This window comes from Ottowia caeni (assembly GCF_050821495.1).
GTDB lineage: Bacteria > Pseudomonadota > Gammaproteobacteria > Burkholderiales > Burkholderiaceae_C > Ottowia > Ottowia caeni.
Genome location: NZ_CP151080.1, coordinates 74,849 through 93,082, shown reverse-complemented (window position 1 = coordinate 93,082; position 18,234 = coordinate 74,849). Strand labels below are relative to the sequence as shown.

At 58.8% G+C, this 18,234-nt stretch carries 12 protein-coding genes, 4 tRNA genes and 1 pseudogene; all 17 read left to right on the top strand.

Features of this window, described 5'->3' with window-relative positions:
- Positions 1-745 precede the first annotated feature (745 nt).
- The 17 genes and pseudogenes from AAAK34_RS00485 to rpoC all read left to right on the top strand — a co-directional run bounded on the left by AAAK34_RS00485 (position 746) and on the right by rpoC (position 18,232).
- The gene (locus AAAK34_RS00485; RefSeq protein WP_231697669.1) at positions 746-1,318 is read left to right on the top strand and encodes an aminodeoxychorismate/anthranilate synthase component II; all 573 of its coding nucleotides are present in this window, start codon (positions 746-748) and stop codon (positions 1,316-1,318) included.
- Between the two features lie 61 nt (positions 1,319-1,379).
- Positions 1,380-2,411, top strand: coding sequence for an anthranilate phosphoribosyltransferase (trpD, locus tag AAAK34_RS00480; RefSeq protein ID WP_231697668.1), 1,032 nt, complete (start codon positions 1,380-1,382; stop codon positions 2,409-2,411).
- A 90-nt stretch (positions 2,412-2,501) separates the two neighbouring features.
- On the top strand, positions 2,502-3,302 hold the full coding sequence (trpC, locus tag AAAK34_RS00475; RefSeq protein WP_231697667.1) for an indole-3-glycerol phosphate synthase TrpC: 801 nt from the start codon (positions 2,502-2,504) through the stop codon (positions 3,300-3,302).
- Positions 3,302-4,099: a uracil-DNA glycosylase gene (locus AAAK34_RS00470; protein ID WP_431777616.1), complete on the top strand. Its 798-nt coding sequence runs from the start codon at positions 3,302-3,304 to the stop codon at positions 4,097-4,099. The genes trpC and AAAK34_RS00470 overlap by 1 nt, the downstream gene beginning before the upstream one ends.
- A 41-nt stretch (positions 4,100-4,140) precedes the next feature.
- Positions 4,141-4,226 (top strand) — tRNA-Tyr (locus tag AAAK34_RS00465).
- Between the two features lie 142 nt (positions 4,227-4,368).
- Positions 4,369-4,442 (top strand) — tRNA-Gly (locus AAAK34_RS00460).
- Between the two features lie 33 nt (positions 4,443-4,475).
- A tRNA-Thr gene (locus tag AAAK34_RS00455) sits at positions 4,476-4,550 on the top strand.
- A gap of 69 nt (positions 4,551-4,619) precedes the next feature.
- Positions 4,620-5,810 carry an elongation factor Tu gene (gene tuf / locus AAAK34_RS00450; RefSeq protein ID WP_431777615.1) on the top strand — a complete coding sequence of 397 codons (1,191 nt, stop codon included), beginning with the start codon at positions 4,620-4,622 and terminating at the stop codon, positions 5,808-5,810.
- Between the two features lie 28 nt (positions 5,811-5,838).
- A tRNA-Trp gene (locus AAAK34_RS00445) sits at positions 5,839-5,914 on the top strand.
- A 188-nt stretch (positions 5,915-6,102) separates the two neighbouring features.
- Positions 6,103-6,486 carry a preprotein translocase subunit SecE gene (secE, locus tag AAAK34_RS00440; protein ID WP_231697572.1) on the top strand — a complete coding sequence of 128 codons (384 nt, stop codon included), beginning with the start codon at positions 6,103-6,105 and terminating at the stop codon, positions 6,484-6,486.
- Positions 6,486-7,064 (top strand): transcription termination/antitermination protein NusG, encoded by a 579-nt coding sequence (nusG, locus tag AAAK34_RS00435; protein ID WP_231697571.1) that lies wholly within the window; start codon positions 6,486-6,488, stop codon positions 7,062-7,064. Before secE ends, nusG begins: the two co-directional genes overlap by 1 nt.
- 133 nt (positions 7,065-7,197) lie before the next feature.
- Positions 7,198-7,629: a 50S ribosomal protein L11 gene (rplK, locus tag AAAK34_RS00430; protein ID WP_231697570.1), complete on the top strand. Its 432-nt coding sequence runs from the start codon at positions 7,198-7,200 to the stop codon at positions 7,627-7,629.
- Positions 7,630-8,325, top strand: a complete 696-nt coding sequence (gene rplA, locus AAAK34_RS00425; RefSeq protein ID WP_231697569.1) for a 50S ribosomal protein L1 — start codon at positions 7,630-7,632, stop codon at positions 8,323-8,325. It abuts the gene before it with no gap.
- 282 nt (positions 8,326-8,607) lie between these two features.
- On the top strand, positions 8,608-9,132 hold the full coding sequence (gene rplJ, locus AAAK34_RS00420) for a 50S ribosomal protein L10 (protein ID WP_231697568.1): 525 nt from the start codon (positions 8,608-8,610) through the stop codon (positions 9,130-9,132).
- Positions 9,133-9,177: 45 nt separating this feature from the next.
- The gene (gene rplL, locus AAAK34_RS00415; RefSeq protein ID WP_231697567.1) at positions 9,178-9,549 is read left to right on the top strand and encodes a 50S ribosomal protein L7/L12; all 372 of its coding nucleotides are present in this window, start codon (positions 9,178-9,180) and stop codon (positions 9,547-9,549) included.
- 308 nt (positions 9,550-9,857) lie between these two features.
- Complete coding sequence (gene rpoB, locus AAAK34_RS00410) at positions 9,858-13,970, top strand: DNA-directed RNA polymerase subunit beta (RefSeq protein WP_231697566.1); 4,113 nt, start codon at positions 9,858-9,860, stop codon at positions 13,968-13,970.
- 22 nt (positions 13,971-13,992) lie between these two features.
- Positions 13,993-18,232 (top strand): annotated as a pseudogene (gene rpoC, locus AAAK34_RS00405) (DNA-directed RNA polymerase subunit beta').
- Positions 18,233-18,234: the final 2 nt, after the last annotated feature.

Below are 18,234 nucleotides of genomic sequence, written 5' to 3'. Positions count from 1 at the left end.
TGCCTATGAAAAACGATACGCCCATGAGTTCGCTGCCACGTTGACTCGCGTCAAGGTTTAAGTCGCTTCAGGTTAAATTGGCTGATCCAGCCACGAGGCCCCGCAGAAATCATGCAGGGGGGTGAACTTTTAAGGATGCCCTGCATAACTCCCTGCGGTCTGTGGCAGCACGGCCTCGGGCGATCCGCTGCGTTGCTTTTCTTGCCAATAGCTGGGCTATTGGCTGCAAAAAGACGCCTTGCGCCTCATCCCGATCCGCACTACCGCCGACTCGCGAGGGTTATGCAGGGCATCCTTAACGACTGAAGACGAGTAGGGTGGTCTTGAGCCCACAAATGCGCAACGAGAACGTGCAGCGGAAATCGGCAGCGGAAAAGTTCAACATGTAGAATGCGGCGTGGCTTTTTATATGCATTCCACCCCCTCGATCAACGCAAACCAGTGGTGGCGCTTCCAATAGGAAGCGGCATGTCGCTGCGGTGCAGACCGCAACCTTGTCGCCGTACCGGTGGGCAAGGTCAGAGACTTTCCGGCACGGCGGCTCCAACCCATGGAGAATGTCCGATGCCCTTGATCCAATCACCCTTGATTGTCAGCTGGCAATTCGCCTCTCAAGGCGAACGCTGGCGGGTGCCGCCATCTGTTGCTCATTCAGTCTGCTTTCCAAGACCACCCTCCACAGGGTGTTTTGTGTTGGCCGGAAGTGTATTTGCCAAGAATATTTTCAAATCAAGAGGTTAGATCAATGAAACTCCTCATGGTCGACAACTACGACAGCTTTACCTACAACATCGTGCAGTATTTCGGCGAACTGGGTGCCGATGTCGAGGTGTTCCGCAACGACGAGATCACGCTCGAGGGGATCGCCGCGCGCCAGCCTGACCGCCTCGTCATCTCACCCGGCCCCTGCTCGCCGGCCGAGGCGGGCATTTCGGTCGCAGCCATTCAGCACTTCGCCGGCAAACTCCCGATTCTTGGCGTCTGCCTGGGTCATCAGTCCATTGGCGCAGCCTTCGGCGGCAAAATTGTTCGGGCCCAAGAGTTGATGCATGGAAAAACCAGTGTCATCACCACCACACAGCAGGGGGTGTTCGCAGGCCTGCCCAGGCAATTCACGGTGAACCGCTACCACTCGCTCTCTATCGAACGCAGCACTTGTCCCAAAGACCTGGAGGTTACCGCCTGGACGGATGACGGTGAAATCATGGGTGTTCGGCATAAGTCGCTGGACGTCGAAGGCGTTCAGTTTCACCCGGAGAGCATTCTCACAGAGCATGGCCACGCCATGCTCAAGAACTTTCTCGATCGGGCAGCCTGATGGCCTCATGGTCTCAGAGTTGCACCAGTCCATTTCCCGCTATTTCGAACCGAGATAAACCATGATCACCGCCCAGGAAGCGCTGCAGCGCACTATTGAACACCGCGAGATATTCCACGACGAAATGCTGCACCTGATGCGGATGATCATGAAAGGCGAGGTCTCTCCGCTGATGATGGCAGCCATCACCACCGGCCTGCGCGTCAAGAAGGAAACCATTGGGGAGATTACGGCGGCCGCCCAGGTCATGCGCGAGCTCTCCACCAAGGTGCACGTGCAAGACACCACGCATCTGGTGGACATCGTCGGTACAGGCGGAGACGGCTCTCACACTTTCAATATCAGTACCTGTTCCATGTTCGTCGCCGCCGCTGCAGGCGCACGCTGCGCAAAGCATGGAGGGCGCAGTGTGTCCAGCAAGTCAGGCAGCGCGGACGTCATAGAGGCGCTGGGCGTCAGCCTCAGCCTGACCCCCGAACAGATCGCGCAGAGCATCGCAGAGACAGGCATTGGCTTCATGTTCGCGCCCAATCATCATCCCGCCATGAAAAACGTGGCGCCGGTGCGCAAGGAAATGGGCGTCAAGACCTTCTTCAACATTCTCGGTCCGCTAACCAATCCTGCTGGCGCGCCCAACATTCTGATGGGCGTGTTTCACCCCGATCTGGTGGGTATTCAGGTGCGGGCATTGCAGCGCCTGGGGGCCGAGCATGCCGTGGTGGTCTATGGCCGTGATGGGATGGACGAGGTGAGCCTGGGTGCGGCCACCATGGTCGGTGAGCTGAAGAACGGCGAAATTCTGGAGTACGAAATTCACCCCGAGGACTTCGGCCTGGCGATGGTGAGCAACCGTGCTTTGAAGGTGGAAACGCCCGAGCAATCCATGGCGCTGCTGCGCGGCGTCCTGGGCGGTCAGAGCGGTGCACCGCGCGACATCGTGCTGCTGAATGCCGGTGCTGCGCTCTATGCGGCTGGAGTGGTGCCCACCATGAAAGATGGCGTGGCAAGGGCGCGCGAGGCCATTGATTCCGGCGCTGCCCGTGCCAAGCTCGCGCAGCTGGTGGCCTTCAGCAAGAAAATCACCGCCGCATGAGTTGGCGCGTCGCGGCTTCGTATAGCGCCTTTGTATGCCAGTGGCGTGGCGCTATGCGATCGACAAATGTAAGCAGGGAGCTATTGAAACATGAGTGATATCCTCAACAAAATCATCGCCGTCAAGCGCGAAGAAATCGCTGCGGCCTTGAACAAAAAATCGCTTGCCGCCATGCGTGAGGATGCCGAAAGCCGCGTGCTCACGCGTGACTTTGTGGGGGCACTGCGGGCCAAGCTGGCTGAAGGCCAAGCCGCTGTGATCGCGGAAGTCAAGAAAGCCAGCCCGAGCAAAGGCGTCATCCGCGAAGATTTTGTGCCGGCCGACATTGCACAAAGCTACGCTCTGGGAGATGGCAAAGTCAGTGCCGCCTGCCTCTCCGTATTGACTGATCGGCAGTTTTTCCAAGGCAGCGTGGACTACCTCAAGCAAGCGCGCGCCAGTTGCACGCTGCCGGTGCTGCGCAAGGATTTCATGATCGACCCCTATCAGGTCTACGAAGCGCGCGCCATGGGGGCTGACTGCATCCTGCTGATTGCTGCATGCCTGGAAGACGCGCAGATGGCTGAGCTGGAGGCGGTAGCCCGCAGTCTCGACATGGCTGTGCTGGTTGAGGTGCACGACCGCGATGAACTTCAGCGTGGCCTGAAGCTTAAAACGCCTCTGCTCGGAATCAACAACCGTAACCTGCGCACTTTTGAAGTCACCCTGGAAACCACGCTGGGCATGCTGGCCGACGTCCCGGCTGACCGCCTTTTGGTGACCGAAAGCGGCATCACCACGCGGGCTGATGTGCAGCGACTGCGTGAGGCGGGTGTGCATGCTTTCCTGGTGGGGGAGGCGTTCATGCGCGCGCCGGAGCCAGGCGAGGCACTGGCAGACTTGTTCCGCTAATGGCGACGCTCCATTCGCGCCATTCGTTGCAGACTTCACCATCGCTTTTCGGTGAGGGGGCGACTTCTGGCGCATCGCTGCAAGCGTGGCCGACAGGGGCTGAGCAGGTTGCGTCTGGCTGGCGCCCGGCGGTGGACCACTTCTTGCAAAGCGATGCCGGTAGGCAACTGAGCGGGTTCCTCCAGGATCGGATTGCGTCGGGAGTCGCGATTTACCCGCCCAGCCCGTTGCGCGCCCTGGCGCTCACCCCGCCGGAGGCTGTGCGAGTGGTCATTCTCGGCCAAGATCCATACCATGGCCCCGGCCAAGCCAACGGCTTGGCTTTTGATGTCGGTCCCGGCATCAGACCGCCGCCTAGCCTGCGAAATATTCATAAGGAGCTGGCCAGAGAATTCGGCAGCCTGCCTCGTCCTGAGGGGCTGCTTGAGCATTGGGCTAGCCAAGGTGTATTGCTGCTGAACACCAGCATGACGGTGGAGGCGGGCCAAGCAGCCAGCCATGCACGCATTGGCTGGCAAGTCTTTACAGATGCCATCTTTGATCAACTCGTGAAGGGCCCGAGGCCGCTCGCATTCATGTTGTGGGGCGCTCACGCTCAAAGCAAGGCAGCTAGGTGTAAGGAGCAGGGCTTGACTGGGCAGCACTTGTGGCTGCTCGCCAATCACCCTTCACCTCTGTCTGCATTGCGCCCTCCTGTACCTTTCATTGGTTGCGGTCACTTTGGTCGTGTCAATAGTTTTCTTGTGGCAAATGGACAACAGTCCATCGACTGGATAGGAAAAAACCCATGGGGCTAGGAAAAGCCAAAAATTGGTGGCATAATCACTAGTTCTTCGCCGGAGAGGTGGCCGAGTGGTTAATGGCAGCAGACTGTAAATCTGCCCTCTAACGAGTACGCTGGTTCGAATCCAGCCCTCTCCACCAGCGAAATGATGAAGCTGGCTTGCCAGCCGACGAGCGTTTGGAAAGTTTCGGGAAGCAATTTCCGGGCATGGGCTCCTCGCGCAAGGTGTGTGCGGTAGTGTTGTTTGGTGCAGCGCTCTTGCATGTGTCTTGTTGGGTCTTTGCGGGAGTAGTTCAATGGTAGAACCTTAGCCTTCCAAGCTAATGATGCGGGTTCGATCCCCGTCTCCCGCTCCAGTTGGCTGTGGTTGGTGAAAGAAAGCGGTTATTGCCCTTGTGGCTCAGTGGTAGAGCACTCCCTTGGTAAGGGAGAGGTCGTGGGTCCGATTCCCACCAAGGGCACCAAATTTTGCCGCGGCTCGGAAGCCCGGCTATCGTTCTTGATGTTGGGTTAATTTTTTCGGAGTCGAAGAAATGGCAAAAGAGAAATTCGAGCGGACGAAACCGCACGTGAACGTGGGCACGATTGGCCACGTTGACCATGGCAAGACCACACTGACGGCGGCAATTGCCACCGTTCTGGCCAAGAAGTTTGGTGGCGAAGCCAAAGGCTACGACCAGATCGACAACGCGCCTGAAGAAAAAGCGCGCGGCATCACCATCAACACCTCGCACGTGGAATACGAGACGGCTAACCGTCACTATGCACACGTGGACTGCCCCGGCCACGCCGACTACGTCAAGAACATGATTACCGGCGCGGCCCAGATGGACGGCGCTATTTTGGTGTGCTCGGCCGCTGACGGCCCGATGCCCCAGACCCGCGAGCACATTCTGCTGTCGCGTCAGGTGGGCGTGCCCTACATCATCGTGTTCCTGAACAAGGCCGACATGGTGGATGATGCTGAGCTGCTGGAGCTGGTCGAAATGGAAGTGCGCGAGCTGCTGTCCAAGTACGACTTCCCCGGCGACGACACCCCGATCATCAAGGGTTCGGCCAAGCTGGCGCTGGAAGGCGACACGGGCGAGCTGGGTGAGCAGGCCATCATGAAGCTGGCTGAAGCGCTGGACACCTACATTCCCACGCCTGAGCGTGCGGTCGACGGTGCCTTCCTGATGCCTGTGGAAGACGTGTTCTCCATCTCTGGTCGTGGCACCGTGGTGACCGGTCGTATCGAGCGCGGCATCGTCAAGGTTGGCGAAGAAATCGAGATCGTGGGTATCAAGGCCACGCAAAAGACCACCTGCACCGGCGTGGAAATGTTCCGCAAGCTGCTGGACCAAGGTCAGGCTGGCGACAACGTGGGTATTTTGCTGCGCGGCACCAAGCGTGAAGACGTCGAGCGCGGCCAAGTGCTGTGCAAGCCCGGCTCCATCAAGCCGCACACGCACTTCACCGGCGAAGTGTACGTGCTGAGCAAAGACGAAGGTGGCCGTCATACGCCGTTCTTCAACAACTATCGTCCGCAGTTCTACTTCCGTACGACGGACGTGACCGGCTCCATCGAGTTGCCTGAAGGCAAGGAAATGGTCATGCCTGGCGACAACGTGAGCATCACCGTCAAGCTGATTGCTCCTATCGCCATGGAAGAAGGTCTGCGCTTTGCTATCCGCGAAGGCGGCCGCACCGTCGGCGCAGGCGTGGTTGCGAAAATCATCGAGTAATCGAGCGGATCTTCAAGGTATAGCTTTTAGGGGTATAGCTCAATTGGCAGAGCGTCGGTCTCCAAAACCGAAGGTTGTAGGTTCGATTCCTACTGCCCCTGCCACCTAAAAAGTGGCCCTCTCAAGCCCGCCATTCAACCGGCGGGCTTATGTGTCTAAGAAATAGTCAAGGTTTGTTGGAGTTAAGTTGAGGTTTTGGCCTCGCGGCGCACCTTTTTTGGGTGGCTTCTTTTGCAAACTTTGACATTGTGTTTTGAGTCTCCATAGCGGGGCTCAGCGAGATTCGCCCAACATGGCAAGCACTCAAGTAGAAACCGTCACCGCTGGCGCCGATAAGGTTCGCCTGGGTTTGGCTGCGCTTTTGGTGGTGGGTGCGCTTACAGCGTTTTACCTGCTGTCCAAGCAGGGGGCCCTTGTGCAATGGGGGGCACTCATTGCAGGGTTGGTGTTGGCGGTGGTCGTGTTCTTCACGTCGGAAACCGGCAAGCGCCTTATCGCTTTCGGTCGCGATTCGTGGCGTGAAGTGCAAAAGGTCGTATGGCCTACCCGTAAGGAATCGCTTCAGACCACGGCATTTGTATTTGCATTCGCGGTTGTCATGGCTCTGTTTCTCTGGCTCACCGACAAGACGCTTGAGTGGGCGCTCTATGATTTGGTTCTGGGTTGGAGGGGATGATGACTGATTCCGTAACGCAAATGCCTCCGAGCACTTCCGATAATCCTGATCTGAAGTGGTATGTCGTTCATGCCTACTCCGGCATGGAAAAGGCTGTGGAGAGAAACATTCTCGAGCGTATCAACCGCGCGGGCATGCAGTCGAAGTTTGGTCGCATCATGGTGCCCACTGAAGAAGTGGTCGAGATCAAGAACGGCCAGAAACGCACGACTGAACGCAAGTTCTTTCCCGGCTATGTGCTGGTTGAAATGGTCATGGATGACGAAACCTGGCACTTGGTCAAGCATACCAGTAAGGTAACTGGCTTCGTTGGCGGCGCCAAGAACCGTCCGGCCCCCATCTCGGAAGACGACGTCATGAAGATCGTCAACCAGATGCAGGAAGGCACAGAAAAACCCCGCCATAAAGTTGAATTTGAAGTGGGTGAGTACGTGCGGGTCAAGGAAGGCCCCTTCACGGACTTCAACGGCACGGTCGAAGAAGTCAACTACGAGAAGAGCAAGGTGCGCGTGTCGGTCACCATCTTCGGGCGCGCAACGCCCGTGGAGCTCGAGTTTGCTCAGGTCGAGAAGACCTGATCAAGTTTTTTCAGCAAGTTTTCCGATCGCCGGCGCTCTCCGACTCTGCGCCGAGCGGTTTTTCATAGAGTCGACAACCCCGGGGAGCTTGGTTTAAAAGCCCAAGCGATATAACCCGCAAGGAGAGCAAAGCATGGCGAAAAAAATCGTCGGCTTCATCAAGCTGCAAGTTCCAGCTGGTAAAGCCAATCCATCGCCGCCCATCGGCCCTGCACTGGGTCAGCGCGGTTTGAACATCATGGAGTTCTGCAAGGCGTTCAACGCCCAGACCCAAGGCGTTGAGCCAGGTCTGCCGCTGCCGGTGGTGATCACCGCGTTTGCGGACAAGAGCTTTACCTTCGTTATCAAGACGCCGCCTGCTGCTGTCCTGATCAAGAAGGCCATCAAGCTTGACAAGGGTTCGGCCAAGCCGAACACCGACAAAGTCGGCAAGATCACTCGCGCTCAGCTCGAAGAGATCGCCAAAACCAAAATGAAGGACATGACGGCCGCCGATCTGGATGCTGCTGTCCGTACGATTGCCGGTTCCGCCCGTTCCATGGGTGTTTCGGTGGAGGGCGTGTAAATGGCCAAGCTGACCAAGAAGCAAAAGACCCAAGAGGGCAAGATCGACAGCAACAAGCTGTACCCGCTGGCTGATGCGCTGGCGCTGGTCAAGGAATTTGCAACAGCCAAGTTTGATGAATCCATCGACGTGGCAGTGCAGCTGGGCATTGATGCCAAGAAATCCGACCAGGTGGTGCGTGGCGCCGTGGTGCTGCCTAACGGCACTGGCAAGACCAAGCGCGTGGCAGTGTTCGCCCAGGGTGCCAAAGCTGAAGAAGCTAAGGCCGCTGGCGCCGACATCGTCGGCATGGACGATCTGGCTGCCCAGGTCAAGGCTGGCGATATGCCTTTTGACGTGGTGATTGCTGCTCCCGACGCAATGCGCGTAGTGGGTACGCTCGGCCAGATCCTCGGCCCCCGCGGTCTCATGCCTAACCCCAAGGTCGGCACCGTGACGCCAGACGTCGCCACCGCCGTGAAGAACGCCAAGGCTGGTCAGGTTCAATTCCGTGTTGACAAGGCTGGCATCGTGCACGGCACGATCGGTCTGCGCTCGTTTGAATCCGACAAGCTGCAGGGTAACCTGGCCGCGCTGATTGACGCTTTGAACAAAGCCAAGCCCGCTACCAGCAAAGGTGTGTACCTGCGCAAAGTGGCGGTATCTAGCACGATGGGTGTGGGCGTTCGCGTCGACACGCAAACCATCGCTGGTTGATAAAGAAATGCGGGCCAGCCCTTCTTCTGAAGGGCTGGCCCGATGTGGTGGGCTGCTGCCGCCTCGCAATAGCAATAAAGCGAGTGTGGCGGCAGGCCATCCAAGACCGCTGGCGCCCGGCGCAAGCCGAGCTTAATGGCTCTGATTTTCAGAGCCGCCAGCGCAGATGGCGTACCCGCTGAAAAGGATTGATCCTGAACAGTTGGTCGCTGCAAGAGAGGCGCGTTGATGAGGTAAGGCGCAAGTCGCTCAACCGAACAACGCATTTTTAAGGAGTAGACCTTGAGTCTGAATCGCAGTGAGAAAGAAGCGGTCGTACTAGATGTGACCGGCCTCGCCGCAAAAGCTCAAACGCTTGTGATGGCGGAATACCGCGGCATCACGGTCGCTGACATGACCAAACTGCGCTCCGAAGCGCGCAGCAAGGGTGTGGCTCTGAGTGTGTTGAAAAACACCCTGGCCCGCCGTGCTGTCGCTGGAAGCGCATTCGAAGTCGTGTCCGACCAGATGACCGGTCCGCTGATCTATGGCTTCTCTGAAGACGCCGTGGCCGCCGCGAAAGTGGTGGCTGACTTCGCGAAAACCAACGACAAGTTGGTGATTCGCGCTGGCGTTTACGGTGGAAAAGCCCTGGACGCAGACGGCGTGAAGCAGCTGGCAAGCATTCCTACCAAGGAAGTGCTGTTGGCGCAGCTTTGTGGCTTGCTTATGTCCCCCATCTCCCGTACCGCAGTGGTGCTGGGTGCTCTGGCGGCCAAAAAGGGCGAAGGCGCAGCCGAACCCGCAGCGGAAGCAGCTGCCGCCTGATAGGCGCGCTGTCACCCTCAATCAATTGTTTTAGGAAATTCAATCATGGCATTCGATAAAGACGCATTTTTGACCGCTCTGGACGGCATGACGGTCATGGAACTCAACGACCTGGTGAAAGCCATCGAAGAGAAATTTGGCGTGAGCGCTGCCGCTATGGCTGCTCCTGCTGCTGGCGGCGCTGCTGCTGCTGCTGTTGAAGAGAAGACCGAGTTCACCGTGCAGCTGCTGGAAGCCGGCGCTAACAAGGTGTCGGTCATCAAGGCCGTGCGCGAAATCACCGGCCTGGGCCTCAAGGAAGCCAAGGATCTGGTCGACGGCGCACCGAAGCCAGTCAAAGAAGGCATTGCCAAGGCCGACGCCGAAGCTGCCAAGAAGAAGCTGGAAGAAGCCGGCGCGAAAGTCGAACTCAAGTAATCGACTCTTCGATTGCAGCGCAGATCCCCGCTCGCACACTGCTGACCCGGGAATTTTGCGCTGCGAAGGCTGGCCTGAGAAGGTCAGCCTTCAGCTCTTTCAGAGAGCACCTGAAAGCTACCGTTCAAGGGAGCTTTCAAGTGTCTTCTGACTCGACTGCAGAAGGCGACTTGGTTCGGATCGCGTGCAACGCGCGGTCGTCTGCCATTGGCTGGTAGTGGCCAGCCACCAAGCAACGCAGGCTGCTCAAGCGGCCTGCTGTCCAGTCGCCAGATGTCCAGGACTCATCGTCTTTTCCCGGAGTTTACATGGCCTACTCATATACCGAACGCAAGCGCATCCGCAAGAGCTTTGGCAGCCGCGACAGTGTGCTTGAAGTGCCGTACCTGCTGCAGATGCAGAAGGATGCCTACACCGCCTTCCTGCAGGCTGACACGGCGCCCAAAAAGCGCACGCATGACGGCCTGCAAGCCGCGTTCGAGTCTGCTTTCCCAATTGTCTCGCACAACGGCTTCGTAGAAATGAAGTTCGTCGAGTACAACCTGGCCAAGCCAGCGTTTGACGTTCGTGAATGTCAGACACGCGGTCTCACCTTTTCCTCAGCTGTGCGCGCACGTGTGCAGCTCATCATCTACGATCGTGAATCTTCCACGTCGCAATCCAAGGTGGTGAAAGAGGTGAAAGAGCAAGAGGTCTACATGGGCGAAGTGCCCCTGATGACTGAAAAGGGCTCCTTCATCGTCAACGGCACTGAACGCGTGATCGTCAGCCAGTTGCATCGTTCCCCTGGCGTGTTCTTCGAGCACGACAAGGGCAAGACCCACAGCTCGGGCAAGCTGCTGTTTTCTGCCCGCATCATTCCTTACCGCGGTTCATGGCTGGACTTCGAATTCGACCCCAAGGACATTTTGTTCTTCCGTGTCGACCGTCGTCGCAAAATGCCCGTCACGATTTTGCTCAAGGCCATTGGCCTCAACCCTGAGTCGATCCTGGCAAACTTCTTCGTCAACGATAACTTCCGTCTCATGGACAGCGGCGCCCAGATGGAATTCGTCGCCGATCGTCTCAAGGGCGAAGTTGCACGCTTTGACATCACCGACAAGTCCGGCAAGGTCGTCGTTGCCAAAGACAAGCGGATCACTGCGCGCCACACGCGTGAGATGGAGCAGTCCGGCACTACGCACATCAGCGTACCCGAAGACTTCCTGATCGGGCGCGTTGTGGCGAAGAACGTCGTAGATGGCGACACCGGCGAGATCATCGCCAAGGCCAACGACGAGCTGACCGAAGCGTTGCTGAAGAAGCTGCGCGAGTCCGGTGTGCAAGATCTCCAGTGCATCTACACCAACGAACTCGACCAAGGCGCCTACATCTCGCAGACCCTGCGTGCAGACGAAACGGTTGATGAATTCGCCGCCCGCGTGGCCATCTACCGCATGATGCGCCCTGGCGAGCCACCTACCGAGGACGCCGTGCAGGCGCTATTCCAGCGACTGTTCTACAACCCGGACACCTACGACCTCTCGCGCGTGGGCCGCATGAAGTTCAACGCCAAGATCGGCCGCGACGAATCCACCGGCCCGATGGTGCTGACCAACGAGGACATCCTGGCGGTCGTCAAGATCCTGGTGGAACTGCGCAACGGCCGTGGCGAAGTGGACGACATTGATCACCTGGGTAACCGCCGCGTACGCTGCGTGGGCGAACTGGCCGAGAACCAGTATCGCACTGGCCTGGCTCGTATCGAAAAGGCTGTGAAAGAGCGCCTGGGCCAAGCTGAGCAAGATCCGCTCATGCCGCACGACCTCATCAACAGCAAGCCGATCTCCGCAGCTCTGAAAGAGTTCTTCGGTGCGTCGCAGCTCAGCCAGTTCATGGACCAGACCAACCCGCTGGCCGAAATCACCCACAAGCGCCGTGTTTCGGCGCTTGGCCCGGGCGGTTTGACGCGCGAGCGTGCCGGCTTCGAAGTCCGCGACGTTCACGTGACACACTACGGTCGCGTCTGCCCGATTGAGACGCCAGAAGGCCCGAACATCGGTCTGATCAACTCACTGGCTCTTTATGCTCGTCTGAACGAGTACGGCTTCATCGAGACGCCTTATCGCCGCGTCATCGATGGCAAGGTGACTAACGAGATTGACTACCTGTCCGCCATTGAGGAAGGCAAGTACGTTATTGCGCAGGCCAACGCCACGCTTGACGCCGAAGGCCGCCTGACTGGCGACCTCGTGTCTGCCCGTGAAAAAGGTGACTCCATTCTCGTCGGCGCCGAACGCATCCAGTACATGGACGTTTCGCCTGCGCAGATCGTGTCGGTGGCTGCCTCGCTTGTCCCATTCCTCGAGCATGACGATGCGAACCGCGCGCTGATGGGCGCCAACATGTCGCGCCAGGCTGTGCCAGTGCTGCGCCCTGAGAAGCCGCTGGTTGGTACCGGCATTGAGCGCGTCGCAGCGGTCGATTCCGGCACCGTGGTCACGGCCAACCGTGGCGGTGTGGTCGACTACGTGGATGCCACCCGTATCGTGATCCGCGTCAACGACGAAGAAGCCGTGGCGGGTGAAGTGGGTGTAGACATCTACAACCTCATCAAGTATCAGCGTTCCAACCAGAACACCAACATCAGCCAGCGTCCCATCGTCAAGAAGGGCGACAAGCTGAGCAAGGGTGACGTGATCGCCGACGGTGCATCCACTGACCTGGGCGAGATCGCCATCGGCCAGAACATGCTGATCGCCTTCATGCCCTGGAACGGCTACAACTTCGAAGACTCGATCCTGATCAGCGAACGTGTGGTGGCCGATGATCGCTACACCTCGATTCACATCGAGGAACTCGTGGTGATGGCACGCGACACCAAACTGGGCGCAGAGGAAATCACGCGCGACATTCCCAACCTGGCCGAGCAGCAGCTTAACCGCCTCGACGAATCCGGCATCATTTATGTCGGCGCTGAAGTGCAGCCGGGCGACACCCTGGTGGGCAAGGTTACCCCTAAGGGCGAAACCACGCTGACACCTGAAGAGAAGCTGCTGCGCGCCATCTTCGGTGAGAAAGCTTCCGACGTGAAGGACACCTCGCTGCGCGTGGATCAAGGCTCTTCAGGCACCGTGATCGACGTTCAGGTGTTCACGCGCGAAGGCATCCCGCGCGACAAACGCGCTCAGCAGATCATTGACGATGAGCTCAAGCGCTTCCGTCTGGACTTGAATGATCAGTTGCGCATCGTCGAGGCCGACGCCTTCGACCGTATCGAGAAGCTGCTGATCGGCAAAGTTGCCAACGGCGGACCTAACCGTATCGCCAAAGGCACAAAGATCGACAAAGCCTACATGGCGTCCGTCGACAAGTACCACTGGTTCGATATCCGCCCAGCGGAAGACGACGTGGCCGCGCAGCTGGAAAGCATCAAGGCGTCCATCGAGCAGCAGCGTCATAGTTTTGACCTTGCCTTCGAGGAAAAGCGCAAGAAGCTCACCCAAGGTGATGAGCTGCCTGCTGGCGTGCTGAAAATGGTCAAGGTTTACCTGGCTGTCAAGCGCCGCTTGCAACCGGGCGACAAAATGGCCGGCCGTCACGGCAACAAGGGTGTGGTCTCCAAGATCGTTCCTGTCGAAGACATGCCCTACATGGCCGACGGTACGCCGGCTGACATCGTGCTGAACCCGTTGGGCGTGCCATCGCGCATGAACGTCGGTCAGGTGCTGGAAGTCCACCTTGGCTGGGCCGGCAAGGGAATTGGCCAGCGCATTAACGAGATGATGCAAGCCGAAAGCCGCGTGGCCAAGCTGCGCGAGTTCATGGACGAGCTCTACAACAGCACGGGCCGCAAGGAAGAGCTGAGTCAGCTGAGCGACGATCAGATCCTCGAGATGGCTGGCAACCTGGTGAACGGCGTGCCGTTTGCTACGCCGGTGTTCGATGGCGCCTCCGAAGAGGAGATCCGTGCCATGTTGAAACTCGCCTACCCAGACGATCTGGCCAAGGTCAAAGGTCTTACGGCTACCCGCACGCAGGCCCACCTCTATGACGGTCGTAGTGGCGAGGCTTTCGAGCGTCCGACCACCGTGGGTTACATGCACTTCTTGAAGTTGCACCACTTGGTCGACGACAAGATGCACGCCCGCTCCACCGGTCCTTACTCTCTGGTTACTCAGCAGCCTCTGGGCGGTAAGGCCCAGTTCGGTGGTCAGCGTTTCGGGGAGATGGAGGTGTGGGCGCTGGAAGCCTACGGCGCTTCCTACACCCTGCAGGAAATGCTCACCGTCAAGTCTGACGACGTGCAAGGCCGTACGAAGGTCTATGAAAGCATCGTCAAGGGCGAACACTCGATCGAAGCCGGCATGCCTGAGTCGTTCAACGTGCTGGTCAAGGAAATCCGCTCCCTGGGTCTCGACATCGAGCTCGAGCGTTCTTAATTTTTGAAACGGAAAGAGTCCAATGAAATCGCTACTCGACCTGTTCAAGCAATTCACGCCGGATGAGCATTTCGATGCCATCCGCATCGGTCTGGCTTCGCCCGAGAAGATTCGTTCGTGGTCTTTTGGTGAGGTGAAGAAGCCCGAGACCATCAACTACCGTACCTTCAAGCCCGAGCGCGACGGTCTGTTTTGCGCCAAGATCTTCGGCCCCATCAAGGACTATGAGTGCCTGTGCGGCAAGTACAAGCGCTTGAAGCACCGCGGTGTGATCTGCGAGAAGTGCGGCGTTGAAGTCACACAGACCAAAGTGCGTCGCGAACGCATGGGGCACATTGATCTGGCCGCGCCTTGCGCCCATATCTGGTTCCTGAAGTCGCTGCCGTCGCGTCTGGGCCTCGTGCTCGACATGACGCTGCGCGATATCGAACGCGTGCTCTACTTTGAAGCCTACGTTGTCACCGATCCTGGCATGACCCCGCTGAAGAAATTCAGCATCATGAGCGAAGACGACTACGACGCCAAGCGCAAGGAATACGGCGACGAGTTTGTGGCGCGCATGGGTGCCGAGGGCATCAAGGAACTGTTGGAAGGCATCGAACTCGACACTGAGATCGAACGGCTGCGCGGTGACCTGACCGGCTCCGAAGTCAAGGTCAAGAAGAATGCCAAGCGCCTGAAAGTGCTTGAGGCGTTCAGAAAATCCGGCATCAAGCCCGAGTGGATGGTGCTCGACGTGCTGCCTGTGCTGCCACCGGATCTTCGTCCGCTGGTGCCGCTGGATGGCGGCCGCTTCGCGACCTCCGACCTGAACGACCTGTACCGCCGCGTCATCAACCGCAACTCGCGTCTGCGCCGTCTGCTCGAATTGAAGGCGCCCGAGATCATTGCGCGCAACGAGAAGCGCATGCTTCAGGAAGCGGTGGATTCGCTGCTCGACAACGGTCGTCGCGGCAAGGCCATGACAGGCGCCAACAAGCGCGCCCTGAAGTCTTTGGCCGACATGATCAAAGGCAAGAGCGGTCGTTTCCGCCAGAACTTGCTGGGCAAACGCGTCGACTACTCCGGTCGTTCCGTCATTACCGTGGGTCCTACGCTCAAGCTGCACCAATGTGGTCTGCCCAAGCTGATGGCGCTCGAACTGTTCAAGCCGTTCATCTTTGCTCGCCTCGAAGCCATGGGCATCGCCAACACCATCAAGGCGGCGAAGAAAGAAGTTGAATCCGGCACGCCGGTCGTGTGGGACATTCTGGAAGAAGTCATCACCGAGCACCCCGTGTTGCTCAACCGCGCTCCGACGCTGCACCGCCTGGGCATCCAGGCGTTTGAGCCGATCCTGATCGAAGGCAAGGCTATCCAGCTGCACCCGCTGGTTTGCGCCGCCTTCAACGCCGACTTTGACGGCGACCAGATGGCCGTTCACGTCCCGTTGTCAGTGGAAGCCCAGATGGAAGCACGCACGCTGATGCTTGCTTCCAACAACGTGCTGTTCCCCGCATCGGGCGAGCCCTCCATCGTGCCCTCGCAAGACGTGGTGCTGGGTTTGTACTACACCACCCGTGAGCGCATCAACGGCAAGGGCGAGGGTTTGATCTTCTCCGACATTGGCGAAGTCCAGCGCGCCCTTGATGGCGGTGCTGTTGAGCTAACGGCCAAGATCAGCGTGCGCCTGACCGAGTGGAGCAAGGACAAGGTTACTGGCGAGTTCGTGCCTTCCACGAGCCTGGTAGACACCACCGTCGGCCGTGCACTGCTGTCTGAAATTCTTCCGAAGGGGCTTCCGTTCGCACTGATGAACAAGGCGCTGAAGAAGAAGGAAATCTCGCGCCTCATCAATGCTTCGTTCCGTAAATGCGGTCTGAAGGAAACCGTGGTGTTCGCTGACAAGCTGCTGCAAAACGGCTTCCGCCTGGCCACCCGCGCCGGCATCTCGATCGCCATCGACGACATGCTGGTGCCCGAAGAGAAGCAAGGCATCATCGAACGCGCCGAGCATGAGGTCAAGGAAATCGAGCAGCAGTATGTCTCGGGCTTGGTCACGTCTGGCGAGCGCTACAACAAGGTGGTCGATATCTGGGGCAAGGCCGGCGACGAAGTCTCCAAGGTCATGATGGCCCAACTGGCCAAGCAGAAGACCATCGACCGTCATGGCAACGAAGTGGATCAGGAGTCCTTCAACTCCATCTACATGATGGCCGACTCCGGCGCCCGGGGTTCGGCAGCGCAGATCCGCCAGCTGGCTGGTATGCGGGGCCTGATGGCCAAGCCTCGACGGCTCGATCATCGAGACGCCGATTACGGCGAACTTCCGCGAAGGTCTGAATGTGCTTCAGTACTTCATCTCGACGCACGGTGCACGTAAAGGTCTGGCCGACACGGCGCTGAAGACTGCTAACTCCGGATACCTGACGCGCCGCCTGGTCGACGTGACGCAGGATCTGGTCGTCACCGAGATCGATTGCGGCACCAGCGACGGCTCGCTGATGCGCGCCATCGTCGAAGGCGGTGAAGTCATCGAATCGTTGCGCGACCGTATTCTGGGTCGTACAGCGGCTGAAGATCTGATCAGCCCCGAAACGCGGGAAGTGGTCATCAAGGCCGGCCAGATGCTGGACGAAGACGCGATCGACGAGCTGGAGGCAGCAGGCATCGATGAAGTGCGTGTCCGCACTGCACTGACCTGCGCCACCCGTTTCGGTATCTGCGCCAAGTGCTACGGCCGCGATCTGGGTCGCGGTGGTCTGGTGAACATGGGCGAGGCTGTCGGCGTGATCGCTGCTCAGTCGATCGGTGAGCCAGGCACGCAGCTGACCATGCGTACGTTCCACATCGGTGGCGCGGCTTCGCGTGCAGCGGTGGCTTCCAGCGTTGAAGCCAAGAGCAACGGCGTGATCGGTTTCAACCCGACGATGCGCTATGTGACCAACACCAAGGGTGAACTGGTCGTCATCTCGCGTTCCGGCGAAATCATCGTTCACGACGAGCTTGGTCGCGAGCGCGAGCGCCACAAGGTGCCTTATGGCGCTACGCTCGCCGTGAAGGCTGACCAGCAGATGAAGGCCGGTACCATTCTGGCCAACTGGGATCCGCTAACGCGCCCGATCATCACTGAATTCGCCGGCCAGGTGAGATTTGAGAACGTGGAAGAGGGCCTCACCGTGGCCAAGCAGGTGGACGAAGTCACCGGCTTGTCGACGTTGGTGGTGATCGACCCCAAGCGCCGCGGTTCGGCCAAGATCGTGCGTCCGCAGGTCAAGCTGGTGGATGCCGAAGGCAACGAAGTCAAGATCCCCGGCACCGACCACTCGGTGACCATCGGCTTCCAGGTGGGCGCTCTGATCCAGGTCCGCGACGGCCAGGACGTGGGCCCCGGCGAAGTGCTGGCGCGTATTCCGGTCGAAGGCCAGAAGACGCGAGACATTACCGGCGGTCTGCCTCGAGTGGCCGAACTGTTTGAAGCCCGCAGCCCGAAAGACAAGGGCATGCTGGCCGAGATCACCGGTACCGTGTCCTTCGGCAAGGAAACCAAGGGCAAGGTTCGCCTGCAGATCACCGATCCGGATGGCAAGGTGTGGGACGAGCTCATTCCCAAGGAGAAGAACATCCTGGTGCACGAAGGCCAGGTGGTCAACAAGGGCGAATCCGTGGTCGACGGCCCGGCCGATCCGCAGGACATCCTGCGCCTGCTAGGCATGGAAGAGCTTGCTCGCTACATCGTTGATGAAGTGCAGGACGTCTATCGCTTGCAGGGTGTGAAGATCAACGACAAGCACATCGAGGTGATCGTTCGCCAGATGCTGCGCCGCGTTGTGGTGGAGAACTCGGGCGATTCCAGCTACATTGCTGGCGAGCAGGTGGAGCGCAGCGAAATGCTGGACACCAACGACGCTCTGCGTGCCGAGGGCAAGATCCCGGCCACCTACACGAACCTGCTGCTGGGTATTACCAAGGCGTCGCTGTCTACCGACAGCTTCATCTCGGCAGCCTCGTTCCAGGAAACGACGCGCGTGCTGACCGAGGCCGCGATCATGGGCAAGCGCGACGAACTGCGCGGCCTGAAGGAAAACGTCATTGTTGGTCGCCTGATTCCCGCAGGTACCGGTATGGCCTATCATCAGGCACGCAAGGTCAAGGACCATATGGACGAGGAAGAGCGCCGAGCCATCGCCGAGGCAGAAGCAGCTGAACTGGCTGCTGTGACCGAGACTGGTGACTCGGCTGAATCATCGCCTTTTGACGAGGGCGCCTCTGCCGCGGATTAATC

Coding starts and splice junctions, on each gene's coding strand:
- rplL (WP_231697567.1), top strand. CDS start 9,178: ATGGCATTCGATAAAGACGCATTTTTGACCGCTCTGGACGGCATGACG.
- AAAK34_RS00470 (WP_431777616.1), top strand. CDS start 3,302: ATGGCGACGCTCCATTCGCGCCATTCGTTGCAGACTTCACCATCGCTT.
- nusG (WP_231697571.1), top strand. CDS start 6,486: ATGACTGATTCCGTAACGCAAATGCCTCCGAGCACTTCCGATAATCCT.
- trpC (WP_231697667.1), top strand. CDS start 2,502: ATGAGTGATATCCTCAACAAAATCATCGCCGTCAAGCGCGAAGAAATC.
- trpD (WP_231697668.1), top strand. CDS start 1,380: ATGATCACCGCCCAGGAAGCGCTGCAGCGCACTATTGAACACCGCGAG.
- rpoB (WP_231697566.1), top strand. CDS start 9,858: ATGGCCTACTCATATACCGAACGCAAGCGCATCCGCAAGAGCTTTGGC.
- tuf (WP_431777615.1), top strand. CDS start 4,620: ATGGCAAAAGAGAAATTCGAGCGGACGAAACCGCACGTGAACGTGGGC.
- secE (WP_231697572.1), top strand. CDS start 6,103: ATGGCAAGCACTCAAGTAGAAACCGTCACCGCTGGCGCCGATAAGGTT.
- rplA (WP_231697569.1), top strand. CDS start 7,630: ATGGCCAAGCTGACCAAGAAGCAAAAGACCCAAGAGGGCAAGATCGAC.
- rplK (WP_231697570.1), top strand. CDS start 7,198: ATGGCGAAAAAAATCGTCGGCTTCATCAAGCTGCAAGTTCCAGCTGGT.
- AAAK34_RS00485 (WP_231697669.1), top strand. CDS start 746: ATGAAACTCCTCATGGTCGACAACTACGACAGCTTTACCTACAACATC.